19 protein-coding genes are annotated in these 23175 nt (G+C 75.2%); 15 read left to right on the top strand and 4 right to left on the bottom strand.

Going from position 1 to position 23175, the window contains the following annotated elements; translation table 11 throughout:
- Window positions 1-48 precede the first annotated feature (48 nt).
- On the top strand, window positions 49-945 hold the full coding sequence (locus IF01_RS0119845; protein WP_030394798.1) for an MBL fold metallo-hydrolase: 897 nt from the start codon (window positions 49-51) through the stop codon (window positions 943-945).
- Window positions 946-1033: 88 nt separating this feature from the next.
- Here IF01_RS0119845 and IF01_RS0119840 read toward each other — a convergent pair whose 3' ends face one another.
- Complete coding sequence (locus IF01_RS0119840; protein ID WP_030394797.1) at window positions 1034-1834, bottom strand: NAD(P)-dependent oxidoreductase; 801 nt, start codon at window positions 1832-1834, stop codon at window positions 1034-1036.
- Between the two features lie 64 nt (window positions 1835-1898).
- Between IF01_RS0119840 and IF01_RS0119835 the strand changes: the two genes are divergently transcribed.
- The 3 genes from IF01_RS0119835 (at window position 1899) to IF01_RS0119820 (ending at window position 7652) form a co-directional block, all read left to right on the top strand.
- Window positions 1899-2801, top strand: coding sequence for a LysR family transcriptional regulator (locus IF01_RS0119835; RefSeq protein ID WP_030394796.1), 903 nt, complete (start codon window positions 1899-1901; stop codon window positions 2799-2801).
- Window positions 2802-2933: 132 nt separating this feature from the next.
- Window positions 2934-3383, top strand: a complete 450-nt coding sequence (locus IF01_RS51370) for a tetratricopeptide repeat protein (RefSeq protein WP_078880116.1) — start codon at window positions 2934-2936, stop codon at window positions 3381-3383.
- 225 nt (window positions 3384-3608) lie between these two features.
- The gene (locus tag IF01_RS0119820) at window positions 3609-7652 is read left to right on the top strand and encodes an amino acid adenylation domain-containing protein (RefSeq protein WP_051755721.1); all 4044 of its coding nucleotides are present in this window, start codon (window positions 3609-3611) and stop codon (window positions 7650-7652) included.
- A gap of 118 nt (window positions 7653-7770) precedes the next feature.
- On the opposite strand, the gene IF01_RS0119815 is transcribed toward IF01_RS0119820, so the two are convergent.
- Window positions 7771-8124, bottom strand: a complete 354-nt coding sequence (locus tag IF01_RS0119815; protein WP_030394793.1) for a hypothetical protein — start codon at window positions 8122-8124, stop codon at window positions 7771-7773.
- A 444-nt stretch (window positions 8125-8568) separates the two neighbouring features.
- Between IF01_RS0119815 and qcrB the strand changes: the two genes are divergently transcribed.
- The gene (qcrB, locus tag IF01_RS0119810) at window positions 8569-10188 is read left to right on the top strand and encodes a cytochrome bc1 complex cytochrome b subunit (protein WP_030394792.1); all 1620 of its coding nucleotides are present in this window, start codon (window positions 8569-8571) and stop codon (window positions 10186-10188) included.
- Window positions 10189-10300: 112 nt separating this feature from the next.
- Here the strand turns inward: qcrB and IF01_RS0119805 are convergent, their stop codons facing one another.
- On the bottom strand, window positions 10301-10726 hold the full coding sequence (locus IF01_RS0119805; protein WP_157855291.1) for a hypothetical protein: 426 nt from the start codon (window positions 10724-10726) through the stop codon (window positions 10301-10303).
- Window positions 10727-11065: 339 nt separating this feature from the next.
- Here IF01_RS0119805 and IF01_RS0119800 point away from each other — a divergent pair, with 339 nt between their 5' ends.
- The 9 genes from IF01_RS0119800 (at window position 11066) to IF01_RS0119760 (ending at window position 20648) form a co-directional block, all read left to right on the top strand.
- Complete coding sequence (locus IF01_RS0119800; protein ID WP_051755719.1) at window positions 11066-11500, top strand: hypothetical protein; 435 nt, start codon at window positions 11066-11068, stop codon at window positions 11498-11500.
- On the top strand, window positions 11497-12609 hold the full coding sequence (locus tag IF01_RS0119795; RefSeq protein ID WP_208624334.1) for a polyprenyl synthetase family protein: 1113 nt from the start codon (window positions 11497-11499) through the stop codon (window positions 12607-12609). The genes IF01_RS0119800 and IF01_RS0119795 overlap by 4 nt, the downstream gene beginning before the upstream one ends.
- 202 nt (window positions 12610-12811) lie before the next feature.
- Window positions 12812-13483: a cupin domain-containing protein gene (locus tag IF01_RS0119790; RefSeq protein ID WP_030394788.1), complete on the top strand. Its 672-nt coding sequence runs from the start codon at window positions 12812-12814 to the stop codon at window positions 13481-13483.
- Complete coding sequence (locus IF01_RS44080) at window positions 13480-14628, top strand: hypothetical protein (protein WP_030394787.1); 1149 nt, start codon at window positions 13480-13482, stop codon at window positions 14626-14628. The genes IF01_RS0119790 and IF01_RS44080 overlap by 4 nt, the downstream gene beginning before the upstream one ends.
- Window positions 14625-15803, top strand: a complete 1179-nt coding sequence (locus IF01_RS0119780) for a hypothetical protein (protein WP_030394786.1) — start codon at window positions 14625-14627, stop codon at window positions 15801-15803. The genes IF01_RS44080 and IF01_RS0119780 overlap by 4 nt, the downstream gene beginning before the upstream one ends.
- A gap of 28 nt (window positions 15804-15831) precedes the next feature.
- Window positions 15832-16692, top strand: a complete 861-nt coding sequence (locus IF01_RS0119775; protein ID WP_030394785.1) for a hypothetical protein — start codon at window positions 15832-15834, stop codon at window positions 16690-16692.
- A gap of 90 nt (window positions 16693-16782) precedes the next feature.
- Complete coding sequence (locus tag IF01_RS0119770; RefSeq protein WP_030394784.1) at window positions 16783-17364, top strand: hypothetical protein; 582 nt, start codon at window positions 16783-16785, stop codon at window positions 17362-17364.
- A gap of 99 nt (window positions 17365-17463) precedes the next feature.
- On the top strand, window positions 17464-19200 hold the full coding sequence (locus IF01_RS0119765) for an asparagine synthetase B family protein (RefSeq protein ID WP_030394783.1): 1737 nt from the start codon (window positions 17464-17466) through the stop codon (window positions 19198-19200).
- Window positions 19201-19283: 83 nt separating this feature from the next.
- Entirely contained in the window at window positions 19284-20648 is a 1365-nt protein-coding gene (locus IF01_RS0119760) for an aldehyde dehydrogenase family protein (RefSeq protein WP_030394782.1), read from the top strand.
- Between the two features lie 55 nt (window positions 20649-20703).
- Here IF01_RS0119760 and IF01_RS0119755 read toward each other — a convergent pair whose 3' ends face one another.
- A complete protein-coding gene (locus IF01_RS0119755) occupies window positions 20704-22317 on the bottom strand; it encodes an outer membrane protein assembly factor BamB family protein (RefSeq protein ID WP_030394781.1) in 1614 nt (537 codons plus the stop codon).
- A 161-nt stretch (window positions 22318-22478) separates the two neighbouring features.
- Here IF01_RS0119755 and IF01_RS0119750 point away from each other — a divergent pair, with 161 nt between their 5' ends.
- Window positions 22479-23135, top strand: coding sequence for an NADPH-dependent F420 reductase (locus tag IF01_RS0119750; protein WP_030394780.1), 657 nt, complete (start codon window positions 22479-22481; stop codon window positions 23133-23135).
- Window positions 23136-23175: the final 40 nt, after the last annotated feature.

Here is a 23175-nt window from a genome sequence, read left to right as displayed (position 1 = left end):
ATCGGACTCGTCGACGGAACGACATCACGCACCACCACGGGAGGGACCATGGAACGGATCGTGCTCGGCGAGGCCGAGGTACTGCGGGTCAGGGAGTGGGAGGGGGCGTTCATGCCCTCCGCCGACATCGTGCCCGGGGCGACGCCCGAGGACTGGGAGCGGAACGCGGACCTGCTCGCGCCCGACCACTGGAACCGCGCCGACGACACCCATCTCGGCGCCCTGCAGAGCTGGGTGGTCCGCCACGGGGGCCGCACCGTCCTGGTCGACACCGGCGTCGGGCACCGTCGGCAGCGCCCGCACAACCGCCTCTTCCACGAGCGGGACAGCGACTTCCTCGACCTGCTCGCGGCCGCCGGTGTGCGGCCCGAGGACGTCGACGTGGTGGTCAACACCCATCTGCACGCCGACCACGTCGGCTGGAACACCGTCGAGCGGGACGGCGAGTGGGTGCCCGCCTTCCCCAACGCCGTCTACTACCTGCCGGCCGCCGACCACGCCTCCTTCGCCCCGGACGGGCCCGGGCGGGCCGGTCCGGCGACCCGGCAGGAGGAGCGGCGGCTGCTCTACGCCGACAGCATCGAGCCGGTGGTCCGCTCGGGCCGAGCGGTGCTCTGGACCGAGGGCGTCCGACTGGACGAGGCTCTCACCCTGGAGCCCGCGCCCGGCCACAGCCCCGGCTCCTCGGTGCTGCGGCTCGACTCGCGCGGCGAGCGGGCGGTGTTCGTCGGCGACCTGCTGCACAGCCCGCTCCAGCTGACCCGCCCCGAGTGCAACAGCTGCTTCTGCGAGGACCCGGCGATGGCCGCGACCACCCGGCGCAGCGTCCTCGAACGAGCGGCCGACCGGGGCGAGTTGGTCGTCCCGGCGCATTTCGCCGGGACGGGCGCCGCCGAGGTGCGGCGCGAGGGCTCCGGCTTCACCGTCACCCGCTGGGCCGGCTGACGGCGGCGGCCGGGGCGCCCGTCCTCCCCCGAGGCGGACGGACACCCCGGCCCCGACCCGGGCCCGGACTCGGCCCCGACCCGGGCCCTCAGCTCCCGGCGCGCACCGCGTCCACCCAGCGCGCGAGGTCCTGCTCGGCCAACTCCGGGTGGGCCAGCAGCCGTTCGCGCACCGCGCCGAGCACCGGACCGCCGCCCGCCAGCGCGAGGTCCTTGGCGGCCAGCCGCACCGGGAAGTCGGCGTCGACGGCCGTGGCCCGCGCCACCAGTCCCCCGAGCGGCCCGGCGGCGAGCACCCCGCCCGCCAACTCCTCGGGCAGACCGAGCGATCCGGCCAGCGCCAGCGCCTCGGCGACCACCGCCACTCCCCCGACGATCGCCCCGATCGCCACCAGCTTGAGCGCCGCGCCGGCCCCGGGACCGCCGCAGTCGACCACCCGGCCGAGCCGCTCCAGCACCGGCCGGACCCGCTCCACGTCCACCGGCCCGCCGCCCACCAGCACGGTCAGCCCGCCGGTCCCGGCCGGCCCGACGCTGCCCAGCACCGGAGCGTCCACCAGGCCCACACCGTCCGGAAGTTGCGCGCGCACCTCGGCCACCGCGGCGGGGCCCACCGAGGACATCTCCACCCACACGGTGCCGGGCGCCAGTTCGGCGGTGATCCGTCCCGCGACGGACGCCAGCGCCGCCGGGTCGGCCAGCATGGTGACCACGACGCCCGCGCCGCGCACCGCCACCGCCGGATCCGCGACCTCCACCAGCCCCTCCACCGGCTCCGGCACCCGGCCGGGCGTCCGGTTCCACACCGTCAACGGGTGGCCGCCGGAAGCGAGTCGGCGGGCCATCGGGAGCCCCATGCGACCGAGGCCCAGAAATGCGATCTTCTCCATGGCTCCACGCTAGGAACTGTCGAGCCAGGCGACAAGCGAATGTCCGGCATGGTACCCATGCGGAATGGACATGGCCTGGCTCGACGTCTTCCGCACCACCGCCCGGCTGGGCTCGTTCACCGCCGCCGGCGAGCAGCTGGGGTTCACCCAGTCCGCGATATCCCGTCAGATCGCGACCCTGGAAGCCGAGTTCGGCGTCCAGCTGTTCGACCGGCTGGCCCGCGGGGTGCGCCTCACCGAGCACGGCCGGATGCTGCTGCCGCACGCCGAGGCACTGCTGGACCGGCTGGACGGCACCCGCCGCGACCTCGCCGCGCTCACCGGCCTCGGCCTCGGCCGACTGCGGATCGGCGCCTTCGACAGCGCCAACGCCGCCCTCGTCCCGGCCGCGTTGGCGGCCTTCGGCACGGCGCATCCGGGGATCGGCATCTCCCTCGCCGAGGGCCTCTCGGCACAGCTGCTCGACCGGCTGCGGGACGGCGCGATCGACCTCGCGGTGGTCGCCGCCTACCCCGGGCACCCCTACGACACCGAGCTGTTCGACCTCCGCCCACTGGCCGAGGACCCGGTGCTGGTGGCCCTCCCCCCGGACCACCCGCTGGCCGGCCGGGAACGGCTGCGGCTCGTCGAACTCGCCGACGAGCCCTGGATCGCCGCCAGCAGCCGGGCCGAGTCCACCCTGCTCGCCGCCTGTGTCCGCAGTGGCTTCCAGCCCCGGATCGCCTACGAGGTCGGCGCCTGGACGGCGAAACTCGGCCTGGTCGCCGCCGGGTTCGGCGCCACCCTGATCCCCGCGCTGGCCGCCCGCGCCGCCCGTCCGGACATCGCGCTCGTCCCGCTCCACCCCGAGGACACGCCGGTCCGCCTCGTCCGTACCGCCACCCTCCGCGCCCACTCCGCGCCTCCCGCCGTCACCGCCTTCCTCCCCCACCTCGCCCGCGCGGCGGCCGCCCCGGTCCGGACCTGACTCCGGACCGGACCGGCCCCTCCGTGCTTTCACGACCGCCCCCGCCGCCGCGGCCCCGCCGGAGGGGCGACGGGGTCCGGGCGGCTCCCGGTCAGCAGGACGGACAGGGTCGCCGTGTGAGTCCGCAGCAGGCTGACGACCCGCCGGTCCCGCGGCGCCGCGAACCTCGGGCTGTACCGGCGTCGCTGCGGGGACGCCGAAGCGGCCGTCCTGCTCGGGCACGAAGCGGTCCGCGGGCTGAGCGACACGGTCGGCCCCGAGCATCCGACCACCCTGAACGCCACGGTCACCCTGGCCAACTCCTGCACCGCCACCGGGCACCACGAGTGGGCCGAGGAGCTGGGGCGGGCCGCCCTCCACCGGCTGTCCGAGCGGCTCGGGCACGAGCACCCGGACACGCCGGCCTGCCGGGCGAACCTGGCCGTCACCGTGCGCGACCTGGGACGGCACCACGAGGCCCGCGAGCTGCGGTCGGAGGCACTGGCCGCGATCATCCGTCTCCTGGGGGACGAGCACCCGCACGTACGGGATGCCCGCGCGTGGCGGCAGATCGACCGGGACCTCGAACCGCAGCCGTTCTGACGGGGCCGGGACCACCGGGCACGACGGACCGGGACCGCGCCCGGGACGAGCGGGACCGGCGTGGGCCCCGGCCCGGGACGCGGGCGGGACCGCCCCGGGCCCGAAGGGGGGCCGGGTGACGGCCGCTGCCCCAGGTGTTCGGGACAACGGGTGGCCGACCTTGGAGGTCACGCCCGGTCCACGCGCCGGGCGGCCCTATCGGCCCGAGCCCAGGGGAACCCCGTCATGACCGCACAGTCCGTCCTGTTCGCCACCCTTCTCGACGCCCGCCGCTCCGTCTGCCTGCCCGACCTGCTCCGTGCCCAGGCGGCCGCCCGCCCCGACGCCACGGCGGTCACCGCTCCGGCGGAGCCCGGCGCGGGCACCGGAACGGGCACCGGAACGGGCACCGGAACGGGCACCGGCACCGGCGCCCGGCTGAGCTTCCGCGAGCTCGCCGACGCCGCCGACGCGCTCGCCGCGCACCTGCACCGGCTGGGCGTGGCCGCCGACGACTGCGTCGGCCTCTGCACCGAGCCGTCCCTGGCGCTGATGACCGGTGCCTGGGGCATCCTGCACGCGGGCGCCGCGTACCTGCCGCTCTCCCCCGAGTACCCGGAGGAGCGGCTCCGCTGGATGATCGAGTCCAGCGGGACCAGGGTGGTCGTCGCCCAGGAGCACCTGCGGTCCCGGCTGGCCGAGCTGGTCCCGGCCGGCACCCGGATCGTCACCGCCGCCGACCTCCCGGACCGGGACGCACCGCCGGAGCCGGGCGGGAGCACCCACATCCCGCACCAGGCCCACGCCCCGGCCGGCCCCGCCCCCGAGTCGCTGGCCTACGTCATCCACACCTCCGGCAGCACCGGCCGCCCCAAGGGCGTGATGATCGAGCACCACAGCATCGTGTCGCAGCTGCGCTGGCTGGCCGACGCCGGCCATCTGGGCCCGGACACCACCGTGCTGCAGAAGACGCCGATGAGCTTCGACGCGGCGCAGTGGGAGATCCTCGCGCCCGCCGCCGGCGCGCGGGTGGTGATGGGCGCGCCCGGCGTCTACCGGGACCCGGAGGCCCTGATCGACACCGTGCTCGCGCACGGCGTGACCACCCTCCAGTGCGTGCCGACCCTGCTCCAGGCCCTGCTCGACACCGAGCGGCTGGCCGACTGCACCGGTCTGCGCGGGCTGTACTCCGGCGGCGAGGCGCTCTCGGTCCGGCTGGCCCGGGCGCTGACGGCGGCGCTGCCGGGCGCGGAGCTGGTCAATCTGTACGGCCCGACCGAGTGCACCATCAACGCGACCGCCCACCGGATCGACCCGGAGACGCTCGTCGACGGCGCCGGTTCGGTGCCGATCGGCGTGCCGGTGGACCGCACCCGCTGCTTCGTCCTGGACGAGGAGCTGGCGCCGGTGGAGGTCGGCGCGACCGGTGAGCTGTACATCGGCGGTGTCCAGCTGGCCCGCGGCTACCTCGACCGGCCGGACCTGACGGCGGAGCGCTTCGTCGCCTCGCCGTACCTGCCGGGCGAGCGGCTGTACCGCACCGGCGACCTCGCCGAGTGGAACCCGGACGGCACCCTGCAGTGCGCCGGCCGGGTGGACAACCAGGTCAAGCTGCGCGGCTACCGGGTCGAGCTGGACGAGATCGCGCTCGCCGTCGAGGAGCACCCCTGGGTGCGCCGGGCCGCCGCGGTGGTCACCGACGACCCGCGGACGGGCCACCGCAACCTGGTGGCCTGTGTGGAGCTGAACCCCAAGGAGGCCGCCCTGATGGACCAGGGCAACCACGGCGGCCACCACCGGTCCAAGGCGAGCAAGCTCCAGGTCCGGGCCCAGCTGTCCAACCCGGGGCTGCGCGGACCGGCCGAGCTGGCCGGCCGGCCGGTGGTCGAACTGCCGGGGCGCCGGGAGACCGGCCGGCAGCGGCGGGAGACCTTCGCCCGCAAGACCTACCGGTTCTTCGAGGGCGGCCCGGTCACCCGGGAGGACCTGCTGGCGCTGCTCGCCCCGCCGCGCCCGGCCACCGCGCCGAGCCGCCCGGCCGCCACCACCGCAACCGCAGCCGCAGCCGCAGCCGCAGCCGCAGCCGCCGTCACCCTGGCCGAACTCGGCCCGGTGCTGCGCTGGTTCGGCCAGTTCCACAGCCCCGAGCGGCTGCTGCCGAAGTACGCCTACGCCTCCCCCGGCGCCCTGTACGCCACCCAGCTGTACCTGGAGACGGACGGCTCGCACGGCCTCGCCGCGGGCGTGCACTACTACCACCCGGTCGACCACACCCTGGTCCGGGTCGGCGACCGGGCCGCCGGGGGCGCGCCGCTCGCACTGCACTTCCTCGGCCGGCGCGGCGCCGTCGAGCCGGTGTACCGCAACAACATCCGGGAGGTGCTGGAGTTCGAGACCGGCCACATGCTGGGCGTGCTGGAGGAGGTGCTGCCGGAGTACGGGCTGGCGGTGCGTCCGCTGGGCCACGAGCCCTCCGTCCAGCGGCGGCTGGACGTCGCCGAGGAGGACTACTACCTGGGCAGCTTCGCGATCGTCCCGGAGGACGGACGGCCGCGCCGGGAGGACACCGAGCTGTTCGTCCAGGCCCACCCGGGCGGGGTCGACGGCCTGCCGGCCGGCCTGTACCGGTACGAGGGCGGCGAACTGACCAGGATCTCCGCCGAGGTGGTGGAGTCCCGGCACGTCATCGCGATCAACCAGCAGGTCTACCGGCGGGCGGGCTTCGGCATCACCGCGGTGAGCCGGGCCGCCGAACCGTGGCTGGAGTACATCGGCCTGGGCGTCCGGCTGCACCGGCTGCAGCGCAACGCGCTCGGCTTCGGGTTCATGTCCTCGGGCTACAGCTCGAAGAGCGGTCACCCGCTGCCCTCCGCCCGGCGGATCGACGCGGTGCTGGCCGGGTGCGGCATCGCCGGCGGCCCGTCGTACTTCTTCCTCGGCGGCCGGGTGAGCGAGGAGCAGATCCGCAGCGAGGGCATGCGGGAGGACGCCGTGCACATGCGCGGCCCGGCGGAGCTGATCAGGGACGAGCTGGTGACCCTGCTGCCGGACTACATGGTCCCCAACCGGGTGCTGGTGCTGGACGAGCTGCCGCTGACCGCCAACGGCAAGGTGGACGCCAAGGCGCTGGCGGCCGCCGAGCAGGTCAGGGACGCCGCCACCGGTGCGCCGTTCGTGGCGCCGGCGACGCCGACCGAGCGGCGGCTGGCCGGGCTCTGGGCCGCAGCGCTGAAGTACGGGACCGTCTCCACGGCGGACGAGTTCTTCGCGGCGGGCGGCAACTCGCTGATCGCGGTGGCGCTGGTCAACCGGGTGAACCGGGAGTTCGGCACCCGGCTCCCGCTCCAGGTGCTGTTCGAGTGCCCCCGGCTCGCCGATCTGGCGGCCAGGATCGACACCGCCGCGGCCGACGGCGCGGGAGGTGACGGCGCCCCGAAGGCCGGGGAACCGGCCTCCCGACTGGTGCCGCTGCACCGCGACGGCACCGGCGACCCGGTGTTCTGCTGGCCCGGACTGGGCGGCTACCCGATGAACCTGCGTCCGCTCGCCGGGCGTTCGGGCCGGCCGTTCTACGGCGTCCAGGCGTACGGCATCAACGCCGGGGAGACGCCGTACCCGACGATCCGGGAGATGGCGGCGGCCGACCTGGCGCAGATCCGGGCGGTCCGGCCGGAGGGCCCCTACACCCTGTGGGGGTACTCCTTCGGCGCCCGGGTGGCCTTCGAGGCGGCCTGGCAGCTGGAGCGGGCCGGGGAGCGGGTGGCCGCGCTGATGCTGATCTGCCCCGGCAACCCGGAGCTGCGGCGGTCGGACGGGGAGCGGTACGGACGCGAGTCCTCCTACCGCAACCCGGCGTACCTGACCATCCTCCACTCGGTGTTCGCGGGCTCGGTCAGCGGTCCCGGGCTGGCCGAGTGCCTCGCCGAGGTGCGGGACGAGGACGGCTTCGCCGCCTTCGTGCACCGGAAGCTGCCGGAGCTCGACGAGGAGCTGATCCGCCGGGTGGCCCGGATCGTCGGGGAGACCTACGAGTTCGAGTACACCTTCCGCGAGCTGGCGGAGCGGCGGCTGTCGGCCCCGGTGACCGTCTTCAAGGCCACCGGTGACGACTACTCCTTCATCGAGGGCAGCTCCGGCTGGTCGGCGGCCGCCCCGGCCACGGTCCGGCTGGCCGGGGACCACTACGGCGTGCTGCGGGAGCAGGGCGTGGACGAACTGGCGGCCGCGATCGCCGCCGCCACGGACGGGGGCCGGGGCGGGAGCGGGGCCGGGGGCGGGAGCATCTCCTGACCCCGTGACCGGCGGCGCCCGGGGACCGTCGGAACCGGTCCCCGGGCGCCGCCGCGCCGTCACCGGCGGGTGAGACCCGCCGGCGGCGCGTCGGGGGAACGCCGGACGATCCGCCCCCTCACCCCCACCACTGCTCGGGGACTCCGGCCGGCTCCCGCCCGCCCTCGCCCGGGGCGTCGGGAGCGGCGACCCGGACCGGCCGGGAGGCGGTGACGAGCAGTCCGTCCGGGCCGGCCGGCGCGACCCGGTAGCCGGACTCGCGCAGTACGGCGGCGACCGCGCCGGTCACCGCGGCCCGGATGCCCTCGGCGGGCGGCGGCTGGTCGGCCGCCTGCTCGGCGGGCGGCCAGTCGATCAGCACCCCGTGCGGGCCATGGCCGATCCGCAGCCCGGAGGGCCAGCGGTCGATGTCGAAGCCGGCCCGGGCCAGGTCGGCTGTCACGTCCTCGAAGAGTTCCCGGTGATCCACCATTGGCGCAGCGTAGGCCCGGTCCCGCGCCCTCCCCGGGCACGGCGCGCGCCAGAACGTCCCGGCGCGTCGTCAACAGCACCCGAGCGCAGCATCGGAGCCGGAGCGGAGGGCGCCGGCGGACACCCCGTCACAGCCCCGGCACGGCCCCCGCACGGCCCCGGGACCCCCCGGACGGGCCGACACGAGCGGCCGGACGGGCCGATGGACGTGCACAGTCGGCGCGCTCCCGACAGCATGACAGAGTAAGCGCTCCATCACTTTGAGCAACGGGGGCGGCGGGTCGCCGGATCCGCGCGCCGGACTGCCCGGCTCCCCCGTATCGAGAGGTCCGATGATCACATCACTCCACCGGCCGGCCGTGACGCGGCCGGGCGCCCAGGACATGCCGCGGCGGACACCGGGGAGCCCGTCGTGAGAGCCGACCAGCAGTCGACCCCGGGGCCGATCACCAGCACCCGCGCGGCGCCCGCCAACAAGGTGGAGGCGCTCGTCGACTGGGCCGACGGACGGCTCGGAATCTACGGCCTGTCCAAGTCCAATCTGCGCAAGATCTTCCCGGACCACTGGTCCTTCATGCTGGGCGAGATCTGCCTCTACACCTTCGTCATCATCATCCTGACCGGCGTCTACCTGACGCTCTTCTTCATCCCGTCGATGGGCGAGGTGACGTACGCGGGCAAATACGTGCCGCTCGAGGGCGTCCCGATGTCCGAGGCCTTCGCCTCGACGATGCGGATCAGCTTCGACATCCGCGGCGGCCTGCTGATCCGCCAGATCCACCACTGGGCCGCGATCGTCTTCGTGGCCGCGATGTTCGTGCACATGATGCGGGTCTTCTTCACCGGCGCGTTCCGCAAGCCGCGCGAGGTCAACTGGCTGTTCGGCGCGGGCCTGCTGATCCTCGGCATGTTCGACGGCTTCATGGGCTACTCGCTGCCCGACGACCTGCTCTCCGGCACCGGCATCCGGTTCATGGAGGGCGCGATCCTCGCCGTGCCGATCGTCGGCACGTACCTGATGTTCTTCATCTTCGGGAGCCAGTTCCCCGGCCACGACATCGTGCCGCGACTGTTCACCGTGCACGTGCTGCTGATCCCGGGCATCATGCTCGGGCTGCTGGTGGCGCACCTGATCCTGGTCTTCTACCACAAGCACACCCAGTTCGCCGGGCCCGGCCGGACCAACGACAACGTGGTCGGCATGCCGCTGATGCCGGTCTACATGGCCAAGGCGGGCGGCTTCTTCTTCCTGGTGTTCGGCGTGGTGTCCGCGATGGCCGCGATCGCCACGGTGAACCCGATCTGGTTGTACGGCCCGTACCGCCCGGACCAGGTGTCCACGGACGCCCAGCCGGACTGGTACATGGGCTTCTCCGAGGGCCTGATCCGGATCATGCCGGGCTGGGAGATCAGCCTGTGGGGCCACACCCTCAACATGGGTGTGTTCGTGCCGCTGATGATCTTCCCGCTGGTGCTGGTGGCGATCTGGTCCTACCCGTTCCTGGAGGCCTGGATCACCGGGGACCGGGGCGAGCACCACATCGCCGACCGGCCCCGCAACGCGCCGGTGCGCACCGCGTTCGGCGCCGCCTGGATCAGCCTCTACCTGGTCCTGCTCGCCGCCGGCGGCAACGACCTGATCGCCACCCACTTCCACCTGTCGATCAACTCGATCACCAACGCCACGCGGATCGGCTTCTTCGTCGCCCCGGTGATCGTCTTCGTGATCACCAAGCGCTGGTGCCTGGGCCTCCAGCGCCGGGACAAGGAGAAGGTGCTGCACGGACGCGAGACCGGCGTCATCAAGCGGCTGCAGCACGGCGAGTTCATCGAGGTGCACGCGGCGCTCCCGCCGGAGCGGCTGCACACGCTGACCGCGCACGACCAGCCGCAGCCGTTCGAGCTGCCGGCCGAGGTGGACGAGAACGGCGTGGCCCGCAAGGCCGGGCTGCTGGCCCGCACCCGGGCCAAGCTTGCCCGCGGCTTCTACGGCGAGGGCAGCCAGATCGCCAAGCCGACGGCCGAGGAGCACCAGGAGATCAGCAGCGGCCACGGCCACCACTGATCCCGTCCGCCCCGCCGTCCGCGGACCGCACGACCGGGCCCGCCGCACACCCCCTGGTGTGCGGCGGGCCCGGTCGTACCGGCGGTCCGTCAGCCGTGCCGCGGGCGGCCGGTCAGCCGTGCAGGGCGACCGGGACGACGGCGAGCAGGGCGACCGCGACCGCCACCGAGAGGCACACGGCCGCCCAGCGGGCGCAGATCCGGCGGCACTCGGCACGGTAGCGGGCGGCCAGCGCGCGGCAGCGGCCCACCGCGCGGTCGACGACCTCCTCCGCGTACCGGAGGCGGTCGTCGGTGTACGCCTGCTCCAGGGCCTCCCGGTCGTCCGGCCCGAGCCAGGGGAAGCGGTCGGCGAAGGCCCGGGCGTCCCGCTGGGCGGCCGCGACCTCCGCCTCCCAGGCGAGGTAGCCCTCCAGCCTGGCGATCTCCAGGCCGGGGTCCACCGCCGGCCGGTCCGCGCGCGGGCCGGGCGGGCGTCCGGTCCGCTTTGCCTCCGGCCGGGCGCCCCGTGCCTTCGACGGACGCTGTCTGCCACCCATGACCGCTCCTTCTCCTGTGCTGTCCCGTGCTGTCCGGTGCTGCCGTCCTCCACCCCCTGGTGGATCGCTCCGCGATCACGCAATCACTATCAGTGACCGGACGGACGGGAAGCCCCGACTCGCCGGGCCGCCCGGACCGCACCCGGCGCGCGGGCGCCGCCGCGCGCCGGGGCGACTCCGGCGCACCACGGCACGCAGGCGCGCCCGGCGCCTCCGCCGTGACGCCGTGGACACGCTCCGCACACAGCCGTGTACCATCGGCGATCGGTACGGCGCCCCGCCGCGCGCCGACCCGGCCCGCCCCGGCCCCCGCCCGGGGTGCGAACCAGGAGGTCAGCCATGCCGGATGCCGGTCGGTTCAGCGATGTGGGCGAGCAGGGCTCGCGCGCGGTCATGGAGGCCGCGGCCGCCCTGGAGCAGGAGCTGTCCGCCGGGATCGCCGACGCCAAGGCGGCGACCGCCCGGCTGACCGGCGAGCACCGGGTCGACCAGGAGGAGTTCGACCGGCTGGTGGGCCGGGTCTCGGAGAACACCCACCAGCTGATCGACGCGGTGAGCGAGCGGGTCCTCGCCAACACCACCGGCGAGGTGTCCGAGCAGGCCCAGCGGCTCGCGGCCAACGCCCACGACGTCCTCGACCTGCTGCTCGGCCTGAGCTCGCTCGCCCCCGGCCTCGCCAACCAGGGCCTGCGGAACGCCTTCGGGCCGCAGGGCGACCCGCGCGCCGCCGACGGCCGCGACGGCGCGGGACCGGACGAGCGGCCCCGGGGGTGACCACGGCGGCCGGACGCCCCGCCGTCGGCGCGCCGCTGGTCGAGCGCGTCCTGGCCCGGTACCGCGAGCGCACCCTCGCCGAACTCCTGCGCCACATCCCCGAGCAGAGCCCGCCCTACCTCTACGACCTGGCCGCCGACTACCCGACCCGCCCCTGCAAGGGCCTGCGGGCCGCGCTCTGCCTGGCCACCTGCGCCGCGTTCGGCGGCAGCCCCGGGCGGGCCCTGAACCCGGCCGTCACCGTGGAGCTGTTCCACAACGCCTTCCTCGTCCACGACGACATCCAGGACGGCAGCGAACTGCGCCGGGGCGAGCCCACGCTGCCCGCCCGGTACGGCGTGGAGGTCGCGCTGAACGTCGGCAACGCGACCAACCTGCTCGGTCTGCGCCGGGTGATGGCCAACCGGCGGGCGCTCGGCGGGGAACTGGCCTGGCGGCTGTTCGAGGAGACCGAGCTGATGTGCCGCCAGTCCCTGGAGGGGCAGGCGATGGAGATCGCCTGGATCCGGGACAACGCCTGCGGGCTGACCAGCGCCGACTACTACCGGATGTGCCTGAAGAAGACCTCCTGGTACACCTTCCTCTACCCGTGCCGCTCCGGCCTGCTGGTCGCCGAGGGGGCGGGTGCGGACGCCGCCCGGCTGGACCGGTTCGGCTGGTACCTCGGCGCCGCCTTCCAGATCCAGGACGACGTGCTCAACCTGGTCGGGGAGGCCGAGGAGTACGGCAAGGAGATCGCCGGGGACCTCTGGGAGGGCAAGCGGACGCTGATGCTCATCCAGCTGCTGGAGCGCGCCACCCCGGCCGAACGCGCCCGCGTGGTGCGGCATCTGAGCCTCACCCGGTCCCAGCGCGGCCCCGGGGCGGCCGAGGACGTGGCCTGGCTGCTCGACCGGATGACGGCCTACGACTGCGTCGCGCACGCCCGGGAGGCGGCGGCCGGACTGGTCGCGGCCGCCGCACGGGAGATCGAGGCCGTACTGGCCGCGGCCCCGGCCCCGACCGCGGTGGACGGCCCGGGCGACGGGGGCGAGGACGCCGAGGAGGCCGCCGAGGCCCGCGCGTTCCTGCTGGCGCTGCCCGACTTCGTGGTGGCCCGGGGCCGCTGACCGGTTCCCCGACGCCCGTTCGCCGCCCCCCGTTCACCGGGCCCGGCCCGCCCCTTCCCCCCGGCCCCGTTCGCCCCTGGGCGTTGTCACCCCGTGTGCGTAAGATCCGGAACGTCGGTCCCGGACGGCGGGAACCGGCCGCGCGACGCCCCGCGTCACCGGGGGTGACGTCGCACGGGTCGAGGTGGGGGTGGGGTGGCCGATGTCCGTACGATCGGGGCTGCGGGAACTCGAGAGGCTCGCCGGGCGGCTGCCGGCCGGGGCGGAACTCTACCGGCTGCGGCCGGACGGCCGAGTGCTGCTCGCGGACCGGGACGGCGCACGGGAGTTGGGCCCGGAGGCCCCGCACGGGCCGGCCGGCGAGGAACTGCTGCGGTTCATCGACGAGGGCCAGTTCGCCCACTACCTGGTGGGCGACGCCAAGACGTCGCCGGAGCGGCCGTCGAACGCCACCTACAAACTCGGCATCGTCGCCCCCCGCAGCGCCTTCACCCCGCACGCGCACGGCGGCGAGCACCTGGTGCTCAGCCTCGGCCACGCCGCCTGCGGGCTGTACGACGCCGAGCGGCGCCGGGTGGTGGAGGTGCCGCTGACCCCGGGGCTGCTGATACGGATACCCGAGCTGATGCCGCACTCCTTCGCCAACCGGGGCCGCGAGCCGCTCAACATCCTGGCCGCCAACACCGGCTACGGCATCGACCACGAGGACTACGCGATCACCGCCGCCGAGGCCGAGCGCCGGTCGGAGACCGAACTCGCCGAGGCGCTGCGGGCGGTGGAGCGCGGGCAGCGGATCGGCACGGTCAGCCGGCGGGAACGGCTGGCGGCCGGGTTGCGGCGACTGGCGGCCACGCTGGAGGAGTCCACGCGATGAAGTGCCCGCGCTGCGAGACCGAGCTGCCCGGGAAGGCCCGCACCGGCCGCACCTGCTGGAAGTGCCAGCAGCGGTTCGCGCTGGAGCCGAAGTACACCCGGGGGCTGCACGACCTGCGGCTGCGCCGCACCGTCGAGCGGCTGGGCGACGGCGGCCGGGTCGTCCTGACGGTCCAGCAGCTCCGCTGGGCGCACCACGAACGCGGGCAGCCGCCGCTCCGGCCCCACAAGGACCCGCCCGGCCGGCCGGCCGAGCCCCGGTTCGAGGGCGTCGGTGTGCTCGCCTTCTGCCTCGGCATGGGCACCGGGCTGGTCACCGTCGCCTACTTACTGGTCACCCGGCTGCCGGCCGCGATCATGCTGGCGGCCGTGGCCGGGTTCTTCGGCCTGGCGCTGCTCGGGGCGATGGCGAAGGACGCGGTCCGGCTGCTGCGGCGCAAGCGGATCAGGGCCCGGTGGGAGCTGGCCGAGCGGCAGTGGCAGCTGCGGCGCGAACTGCTGCGGCGGCAGGAGGCGGCCTGGACCACGCCGCTGGACAACCGCCCCGACTGGACCGACGCGGAGTTCCGGAGCAAGGTCCTGAACCCCTGGCACGAGGTCTACGGCGGCCTCCCCGACGGGGTGGTCGAGGACGCCGCGGTCCCGCCCTCGGCCTCGGTCGGGCCGCCGGTGCTCGCGGTGCTCTGCCCGGACCGGACGGTCACCGCCTTCCTGCACGCCAACACCTTCGCGGTGCGCTACCGGGCGGTGATCGTCGGCTCGGTGGCGGAGCTGCCGGACGACCTGCCCGTGATCGTGCTGCACGACGCCTCCCCGCAGGGCCTCCTGCTGGTCCGCGAGGCCAGGGCCGCGCGGCCGGCCGTCCCGGTGGTGGACGCCGGACTGTCGCCCCGCACCGCGGTGGCGGCCTGGGATCGGGCCGTCCACCTGTACGAGCACCAGGAACGCGAGGCCCTGGAGGGCGTGCTGGCGCGGCTGCCGGGGCTCTCCGACCGGGAGCGCCTCTGGCTCGGCAAGGGGCTGTGGAGCCCGCTGGTGGCGGTGCCGCCCAAGCGGCTGCTGACGATGGCCGAACGGGCCGCCGAGCGGGCGCTGCACGGAAATGTCGGATTCCTCAGCTGGCCGGTGCCGGAGGTACCGCGATGATCTGCCCGCACTGCTCGAAGGACCTCATCCAGCGTCAGCGGACCGGGCGCCGCTGCACCTACTGCCGCGAGGAGTTCGCGCTCGACCCCAAGATCGACGGCGCCGGGCTGCACGACCTGCGGATCCGCAAGGCCGTCGGGAAGCTCTCCGACGGGGGCCGGCTGGTCGTCACCGCCGGGCAGCTGAACCACTCCCTCCAGCACCGGGGGCGCCCGCCGCAGAAGTACCGGGGCGACAAGGCCGTCGCGGGCGGACTGTTCGTCCCCGGGGGCATCCTGACCCTGATCGGCCTCGGCACGATCCTCACCCCGTTCGGCCCGTGGCTGCTGCTGCCGGCCGTCCTGCTGATCGGCTTCGCCATCCGCCAGTGGATGCTGTCGGACGTCCCCGCACCGGACGAGTCGGTCCACTCCCGCTGGACGGAGGACGAGTTCCGCAGCACCGTGCTGGACCGGTGGCGGACCACCTACGGCTCGCTGCCGCCGGGGCTGGTGGACGACGGGCTGGTCCGGGCCGGACCGCCACCCGCCCACCCGGCCTTCGTGCTGCTCTGCCCGGACCGGACGGTCATCGCCTTCCTGCACGCCAACCGCTACCCCGAACGGCACCGCGCGCTGCTGGTGCGGGACCTGCGCGAGGTCCCGGCCGGACTGCCGCTGGTGGTGCTGCACGACGCCTCGCCCCAGGGCCACCTGCTGGCCGCCGACGCGCGCGCCGCCCGCCCCGGCCCGCGGGTGCTGGACGCCGGGCTGTCGGTGCGCACCGTGCTGGTCGACCAGACCAAGTACACGCTGCTGCGCGACCTGTACCGCCCGGAGGAGCTCTACCTGCGCCTGCAGCGGTCGGTTCCCGAGCTGACCGGCAGCCAGCGGGAGTGGTTCGCCGAGGGCTGGTGGACCCCGCTCGCCGCGCTGGCCCCGAAACGGCTGCTGGCGATCGCCGACCGGGCCGCCGAGCGGATCACCGCGCCGCCGACGGCCGGGGCCCCGGCCGCCCGACGGACCGGACCGGTGCGCTCCCCGGCGGCGGGCCGGCCGGAGAACCCGCTGGAGACCCGCCGCCGGGCGCTCGCCGTCGGCTTCATGAGCTGGCCCGAACCCGGGGCGGACGGCGCGCCCGGCGGCGCCGGCGGGGCCCGACCGGACGGCCCGGGACTCGGCAAGGGCCCCGCGTGAGCGCGGGGACGACGAAAGGCAGGAACCCATGACGCTGCGTCCGCTGCTGGACGGCGCGCTGACCGTCGCCGCCGGCCGGGCCGGGGCGCCCGGCGGGCTGCGGTACACCGAGCGGCAGCTCTACTACGAGCTGTGCCGGGTGCTCCAGCCGCTGCACGCCGGGCCGCGCCGGATCCCGTACACCCTGGCACCGCCCGTCCGGTACGCCCGGTTCGCCGCCGCGCTGGCCGCGCGCCGGGACGAGCTGCCCGGTCTGCTGCCGCCGGCCGCGCCCCGGCCGGCCGGCCCCCGCGCAGCCGTCGCCGAGGAGCCCGACCTCTACGACTACGGGCTGCCCCGGCTGCTGGTCTGCCAGAGCCGGGAGATCACCGCGATGCTGATCGCCAACGACCTGCACCTGGAGGCCGCCTGCCCGGTGCTCCCGGGGGACGAACTGCCGCTGGACGAGCGGCTGGTGGGCGCGCTGGAGCGGGCCGGGGGCGCCGTGGTGCACGTGCTGCACGACGCCAGCCCGTCCGGGCTCGCCTGCTTCGAGCAGGTCCGGGCCGCGTACGGATCGACGGCCGGTCCGGACGGGGCCGGGCCGGCGGGCGTCCGGGTCCGCTCGATGGGCCTGGTGCCCCGGCATGCCAACACCCTGCACCTGACCTCCGGACGCGGCCCGCACGGCCACCGGGGACCGCTGCCCGCCGGGCTGCGCCCCGAGGAGCGGGCCTGGCTGGGCAGCGGCCGGACCATCGAACTGGCCGCCGTCCCGCCGGCCCGGCTGCTGCACACCGTGATCCGCCAGCTGCGCGGCGGCGGGACGGCCGGTCCGCGCCGCACCCCGCTGCACCGGCGGGTCCGTGCCGTGCGCGGCAGCGGCTTCCTCAGCTGGCCGGCCGGCTGAACCCCGCTCCGCTCCGCTCCCCGATCCGTACGCACCGTCCGACCCGTCCGACCTGTCCGACCTGTCCGAGTCTGTGAGGACCCCGCACCCATGAGCAACGCACGCCATCTCGGCTACCGCGACGAACTGCTGGCGGACGGCCAAGTCCACCGCCGGTACGAGGACGGCCGCAGCGAGTGGCGCCGGCGCGGCACCGACCGGCAGATCCACTGGCACGACAGCCTCGGCCGCTCCGGCACCGACGAGCCGCTCGGCCGCGACCTGGTCAAACGGCGGTACGCGGACGGCACCGCCGAGTACGGCCGCGACCTCGGCTACGGCCGCACCGTGTGGGGCAGCGGCCGGCTGGTCACCCTCAACCGCAGCTCCTTCGGCGGACGGCTCGGGGTGGTGGTCGGTGCCCTCGGGGTGGCGGGCGTCGCCGCGATCACCGCCGCCCAACTGCCGCCCATGGTCCTGTCCGAGGCCGAGGAGGAGGAGCTGCGCCAGCAGGCCCGCCAGCAGGCCTCCTCCTCCGGCGGCGGTGACGGCGGAGGAGGAAGCGGTGGCAGCGGCGACATATCGGTGGACGGCGACGGGTCCGGGGACCAGCACGGGGACCCGGGCACCACCGAGGACTTCGGCGACTGGGGCGACTCCGACGACGGCTGGGACGGCGACGACTTCGGCTGAGCCGCCGCTCCCGGCCGCAACCGGCCGCCACCCGGCCACCCCGCCGGCCGCCCGCGGACACCCCGCGGGCCGCCGTCCGACGAAAGGCACCGCTCCACCATGCCCCGCTGCTGCGCCCTCGCCGGCCCCGACGCCGACCGGGCCCGCGCCCACCTCGCCGCACTCACCGGCGGCACCGCGCCGAACGGCGCCCGGGCCGCCCTCCTCCCCGCCGAACCCGGCTTCGCCACCGGCCCGTTCACCGTCGACGGCCGCACCGCCGTCGGCGAGGTGACCCTGCACAACCGGCCCGAGCTGCTCGCCGCCCTCGCCGCGGCCGGCTCCCCCGTACCCGCCGACCTGCCGGACGGCGAACTGCTGCTGCGGCTGTGGCTGCGGCTCGGCACGGACGGCCTGCGGCAGGCCGACGGGATGTTCGCGCTCGCCGTCGTGGACGGCGCCGACCTGGTCCTGATCCGCGACCACGCGGGCGCCCGCACCCTGTTCCACGCCCGCGCCGACGGCTGCTGGGCCGCGTCCACCTCGCTCCGCGCCCTGCGCCACTGGCCCGCGCTCGGCACCGGCCTCGACCTGGCCGCCGTCCGCTCCTTCCTCACCTTCGCCTACCTTCCCGGCGAGGAGACCCTGCTGCGCGGCGTGCACGAGGCGCTGCCCGGCCGGGTGCTGCGGCTCGCCGCCGACGGCAGCACCCGCGAGGAACCGTTCTGGGAACCCACCGAGCGCCTGCCCGAGGGCGGGGCCCCGCCCGCCGAGGAGTACGCCCGGGAGCTGCGCGCCCTGCTCGAAGGGGCCACCGCGCGCAGGCTGCCGGCCGGCGGCCCGGTCGGTGTACTGCTGTCCGGCGGCGTCGACAGCTCCCTGGTCACCGCGCTCGCCGCACGGCTGCACGACCACCCGGTGCACACCTACTCGATCAGCTTCGGCGACCGGCTGCCCAACGAGCTGGGGTACTCCGGACTGGTCGCCGACCACTGCGGCACCCGGCACCGGATCCTCACCGTCTCCGGCGAGGAGGTCGCCGCCCGGCTCGCCGACACCGTCGCCCTGCTCGACAGCCCGGTCGGCGACCCGCTGACCGTGCCCAATCTGATGCTCGCCGAGGCCGTCGCCGCCGACGGGATCACCGTCTCGCTCAACGGCGAGGGCGGCGACCCGGTGTACGGCGGCCCGAAGAACCTGCCGATGCTGGTCCACGAGATGCACCGCGACAACCCCGCGCCCGAGGTGCGGGCCGAGGCCTATCTGCGCTCCTACCGCAAGTGCTACGAGGACCTGCCGCTGCTGCTCACCGGCGAGACCCTGCGGGCGCTGGCCGACGAACCGCAACCGCGCCGCTTCGTCGCCCCGTACCTCTCCCCCGGGCCGATGCACTCGCTGCTCAACCAACTGCTGCACTGCAACCTCCGGACCAAGGGCGCCCACCACATCCTCACCAAGGTCGAGCGGCTCACCGCCTCGCGCGGGGTGCAGGGCCGCTCGCCGCTGTTCGACCGGCAGGTCGTCGACCACGCCTTCGCCACCCCGCCGACCCTCAAGCTGCGCGGCACGGTGGAGAAGTGGATCCTCAAGGAGGCCGTCCGCGACCTGCTGCCGGGCGCGGTCGTGGACCGGCCGAAGAGCGGCATGCGGGTGCCGGTCCAGCAGTGGCTGCACGGGCCGCTGCGCGACCTGTCCGCCGAACTGCTGCTCGGACGCACCGCGCGCGAGCGCGGCCTGGTGCGGCCGGACACCGTGCGCACCTGGATGCGCCGGGAGGGCACCCTGCTGCCGCGCCAGGGCGGGAAGCTCTGGCTGGTGCTCACCCTCGAACTCTGGCTGCGCGCCTACGACCTGTGACCCCGGTCGAGCCCCGTTCCGACACGGTCCCGTTTTCCCCGAGCTGTCCACCGTTCCCACTGACCCGGCCCGGAGGCCCCGTCATGGCACCGTCCACCGTTTCCGCCGCCCCCGAACTCCACCTGACCGACCCGCGCACCGGCCACACCCGGGGCACCCTCGTCCCGGCGCGCGCCGGACAGGTCGCCGAGACCGTGGCCCGCGCCCGGGCCGCCGGGCCGCGCTGGCGCGCGCTCACCCCGCGCGAGCGCGAGCGCCGCCTCGACGCGCTGGCCGACCTGATCGAGCGGCACCTCACCGAGTACACGGTGCTGGAGCAGGCCGGCACCGGGAAGCCCGAGGCCGAGGCCGCCGGCGAGGTCCGCGAGGTCGCCGACCTGTTCCGCTTCTACGCGGGGGCCGCCCGCACCGGCACCGCCCCCGCCGCCGGCCGCTACCTGCCGGGGCACGAGAGCTGGGTGCGCTGGGAGCCGGTCGGGGTGGTCGCGGCCGTCGTCCCGTGGAACTACCCGCTGCTGATGGCCGCCTGGCGCTGCGCCCCGGCCCTCGCCGCCGGGAACACCGTGGTGCTCAAGCCCGCCGAGACCACCCCCGACTCAGCGGCACTGCTCGCCGCCCACGCCGCCGAGGCGCTCGGCGAGGACGTGCTGACCGCCCTGGCCGGCGACCGCGAGAGCGGCCGGCTGCTGGTCGCCGCCGAGGTGGACCTGATCGCCTTCACCGGCAGCGCCGCCGCCGGCGCCGACATCGCCGCCCGGGCCGGCCACCGCCGGGTCAGCCTGGAACTCGGCGGCAACAGCCCGGTCCTCGTACTGCCCGACGCGCCCGGCCACACCTGGTCCGCGCTCGCCGCCGCGTGCACCTACAACGCCGGCCAGAGCTGCGCCGCGCCCGCCCGGGTGATCACCCTCACCGAGAACTACGAGCGGACCGTCACCGCCCTCGCCGCCGCGCTCGGTGCCCGTGAGGCGGGCCGCGACTTCGGCCCGCTCAACAACCCCGACCAGGCCGCCCGGTACGACAAGCTGCTCGCCGCCTCCGCCGCCGGGCGCTCACTGCCCGCGCCCGGCCGCGGTGACGGCCTCTGGCGTCCCGCCCGGCTGCTCGCCGACCTCCCGGACGACGACCCGGCGGTGGTGGAGGAGGTGTTCGGTCCGCTGCTGACCGTCCAGCACGCCCCCACCGTCGAGGCCGCGCTCGCGCTCGCCAACGGGGTGCCGCAGGCCCTCGCCGCCAGCGTCTGGACCGCCGACCTGTCGACCGCCCTGGACCTGACCGCCCGGCTGGACGCGGGCGAGACCTGGATCAACTGCCATCTCGCCCAGAGCGCGGAGCTCCCGCACAGCGGCCGGGGCACCTCCGGCCAGGGCATCGACCTGTCCACCCTCGCCCTGCACGAGTACCAGCGCCCCAAGACGGTGACCGCCCGCCTCCGCGGCGGCGCCTGAGCCCGGTGGGCCGCCCGCATGCGGGCGGCCCACCGGGGGCCGACGGCCAGGGGGCTCAGGCGAAGGCGCCGGGGCGGCCGAGGGCGACCAGGCGGTGGTCCTTGGTGCCGATGAAGATGCGCCCCTTGTCGGTGGCGGGCACCGAGAACTTGCTCACCGTGCCGATCGGGACGGAGCGGCGCAGCTTGAGCGTGCCGTCGACCGGTACCGGGTCGTACGCCCGCAGTTCGCCGCCCTCGCCGTACTTGCCGGTGCCGGACCAGATCACCCAGACCAGGGCGGAGCCGGTGCGGGTACCGTCGGAGGTGACGACGGGTGAGCCGGACATCTTGAGGAAGTCCTCGGCGCTGGTGCCGGCGTTGCTCAGGTTCGGGGTGCCGGCGGCGGTCACCCCGTACTTGAGGGCGCGCAGCTTGCCGTAGTTCTCCACGGTGTAGACGTAGCCGCCGTCGCCGCCCCAGACCGCGGGGTGGCCCCACACGCCGCCGTAGGGGCCGGTGAGGCCGACGACCTTGTCGGTGCCGTTCGGGCCCTGGCCGGTGCCGCCGAGGTCGTCGCGGTCGAGCAGGAAGATCCGGCCGTCCTTGCCGACCTGGACCAGCAGGTGGGGGTGGGCGGCGGTGCCGAAGCCGGACGGGAGGGCGACCGGGCCGCCGGAGCCGAGGTCGGTGTCCTTCTTGTCGAGGGTGGCGTTGTTGGTCGGGCTGAAGAAGTCCGCGGGGGCGAAGCCGCCGTCCGCGTCGACGGCGAACCGGATCACCGACTCGCCGAGGCCGCCGGGCGGGCGGTTGCCGGGGCCGGGGGCGGGCGAGGCGCCGGCGCCCTGGCCGTTGGCGGTGGTGAGGAAGAACCGGCCGGGGCCGTCGGAGACCAGGCCGCTGCCGGACATCCAGACCGAGGCGCGCTGGGTGTCGGAGCCCGCGACGGTGGAGAACAGGGTGAGCCGGCGGGTGCGGGTGTCGAGGCCGGCCACCGTGCCGATGTAGTCGCCGATGCCGCAGAGCGAGCCGAAGCCGAAGTAGAGCCGGCCGTCGAGCAGCAGCAGTCCGGGGCGCTGGAGCGAGCGGTAGGCGTTGAAGGGCTTGCCGGGCGCGTTCACCGGGTCGCCCTGGACGGTGACGGGCCAGCCGCTGCGCTCGGCGCCGGTGCGGGCGTCGAGCGCGTGCACGTAGTGGTGCGGGTGGTGGTCGTCGGGGCCGTCGTCGACCTTGCTGGTGAGGTAGACGGTGCCGGTGGCGGGGTCGTAGACCGGGGTGGAGGTGGTGCCGACGTTGGGGCCGGGGTCGGAGCAGCCGATGGCGGCGGAGGCCCAGGCCGGGCCGTTCTCGCGGTGCCAGAGGATCTTCCCGGTCCTGGCGTCGACGCCGTAGACGTGGTTGGTCTCGGTGGCGACGACGACGGTGTCGCCGATCACCAGGGGCTGGGCGAAGACCTGGCCGTCGAGCTGGGTGGAGAAGCGGACGCCGAAGTCGGACTGTTCGACCTCGGTGGGGGCGAGTTGCGGTTCGTCGCGGTCCCAGGCGGTGCGGTCGTTGCCGAAGGAGATGGTGGTGACGTCGGCGCGGGCGGTGCCGGCGGCGAGCGGGGCGAGCAGGGCGAGGCCGGTGAGGAGTGCGGCGGCGCGCGGCAGGCGGCGGGCCGGGCGGGGGCCGGGGGTGGTGCGGTTCATGGCGCCATGGTTCGGCGGGCCGGGCGGGCCCACCAGCGGAAGTGGTCCAGTCGGCGGGCGGCCGTTCGCGCCGTTCGCCGGACACCGGACCGAAGTTGATCTATCGTCGTCCCGGCGCGTCGAAGTCCCGGCACGTCGGACAACGAACGGGGAGAACAGCGGTGCGGTACGGAATCATCGGCACGGGCGGCGTCGCGCGGACGATCGCGGACAAGCTGGTGTCGCTCGGGCACGAGGTGACCCTGGGGTCGCGCAGCAAGGACAACGAGACGGCGGTGGCCTGGGCCGAGCAGGCGGGGCCGACCGGCCACCACGGCACCTTCGCGGAGGCGGCGGAGTTCGGCGAGGTCGTGCTGAACGCCACCCCGGGGACGGTCGCCCTCGACGCGCTGCGGGCGGCGGGCCCGGAGCGGCTGGCGGGCAAGCTCCTGATCGACCTCTCCAACCCGCTGGTCTTCTCGGCCGAGGGCGAGCTGACCCTGGACCCGGTGAACACCGACAGTGTCGGTGAGCGGATCCAGCGGGAGTTCCCGCAGGCCCTGGTGGTGAAGACGCTCAACACGGTGACCGCCCCGGTGATGGTGGACCCGTCGCGGCTCGACGGCGAGCACAACATGTTCGTCGCGGGTGACGACGAGGGGGCCAAGGCGCGGACCGTGGCACTGCTGGGCAGCTTCGGCTGGCCGGCGGAGTCGGTGATCGACCTGGGCGACATCACGGGCGCCCGGGCGATGGAGATGATGATGCCGTTCTGGATCCGGCTGATGAAGGCCTTCGGCACGGCGGAGTTCAACTACTCCTTCAAGCGCGCCAAGTAGCCGCACGCCCGGGAGCCGTCACGGACGCGCCCCCGCCCCC

This window comes from Kitasatospora purpeofusca, assembly GCF_000718025.1.
Classification (GTDB): Bacteria; Actinomycetota; Actinomycetes; order Streptomycetales; family Streptomycetaceae; genus Kitasatospora; species Kitasatospora purpeofusca.
This window is presented reverse-complemented; position numbering and strand designations above follow the sequence as displayed.

What these genes read in the sequence shown, in the direction of transcription:
- IF01_RS0119845 (WP_030394798.1), top strand. Translation starts at nt 49, where the DNA reads ATGGAACGGATCGTGCTCGGCGAGGCCGAGGTACTGCGGGTCAGGGAG.
- IF01_RS0119840 (WP_030394797.1), bottom strand. Translation starts at nt 1,834, where the DNA reads ATGGAGAAGATCGCATTTCTGGGCCTCGGTCGCATGGGGCTCCCGATG.
- IF01_RS0119835 (WP_030394796.1), top strand. Translation starts at nt 1,899, where the DNA reads ATGGACATGGCCTGGCTCGACGTCTTCCGCACCACCGCCCGGCTGGGC.
- IF01_RS0119820 (WP_051755721.1), top strand. Translation starts at nt 3,609, where the DNA reads ATGACCGCACAGTCCGTCCTGTTCGCCACCCTTCTCGACGCCCGCCGC.
- IF01_RS0119815 (WP_030394793.1), bottom strand. Translation starts at nt 8,124, where the DNA reads ATGGTGGATCACCGGGAACTCTTCGAGGACGTGACAGCCGACCTGGCC.
- IF01_RS0119805 (WP_157855291.1), bottom strand. Translation starts at nt 10,726, where the DNA reads ATGGGTGGCAGACAGCGTCCGTCGAAGGCACGGGGCGCCCGGCCGGAG.
- IF01_RS0119800 (WP_051755719.1), top strand. Translation starts at nt 11,066, where the DNA reads ATGCCGGATGCCGGTCGGTTCAGCGATGTGGGCGAGCAGGGCTCGCGC.
- IF01_RS0119790 (WP_030394788.1), top strand. Translation starts at nt 12,812, where the DNA reads ATGTCCGTACGATCGGGGCTGCGGGAACTCGAGAGGCTCGCCGGGCGG.
- IF01_RS44080 (WP_030394787.1), top strand. Translation starts at nt 13,480, where the DNA reads ATGAAGTGCCCGCGCTGCGAGACCGAGCTGCCCGGGAAGGCCCGCACC.
- IF01_RS0119780 (WP_030394786.1), top strand. Translation starts at nt 14,625, where the DNA reads ATGATCTGCCCGCACTGCTCGAAGGACCTCATCCAGCGTCAGCGGACC.
- IF01_RS0119775 (WP_030394785.1), top strand. Translation starts at nt 15,832, where the DNA reads ATGACGCTGCGTCCGCTGCTGGACGGCGCGCTGACCGTCGCCGCCGGC.
- IF01_RS0119770 (WP_030394784.1), top strand. Translation starts at nt 16,783, where the DNA reads ATGAGCAACGCACGCCATCTCGGCTACCGCGACGAACTGCTGGCGGAC.
- IF01_RS0119765 (WP_030394783.1), top strand. Translation starts at nt 17,464, where the DNA reads ATGCCCCGCTGCTGCGCCCTCGCCGGCCCCGACGCCGACCGGGCCCGC.
- IF01_RS0119760 (WP_030394782.1), top strand. Translation starts at nt 19,284, where the DNA reads ATGGCACCGTCCACCGTTTCCGCCGCCCCCGAACTCCACCTGACCGAC.
- IF01_RS0119755 (WP_030394781.1), bottom strand. Translation starts at nt 22,317, where the DNA reads ATGAACCGCACCACCCCCGGCCCCCGCCCGGCCCGCCGCCTGCCGCGC.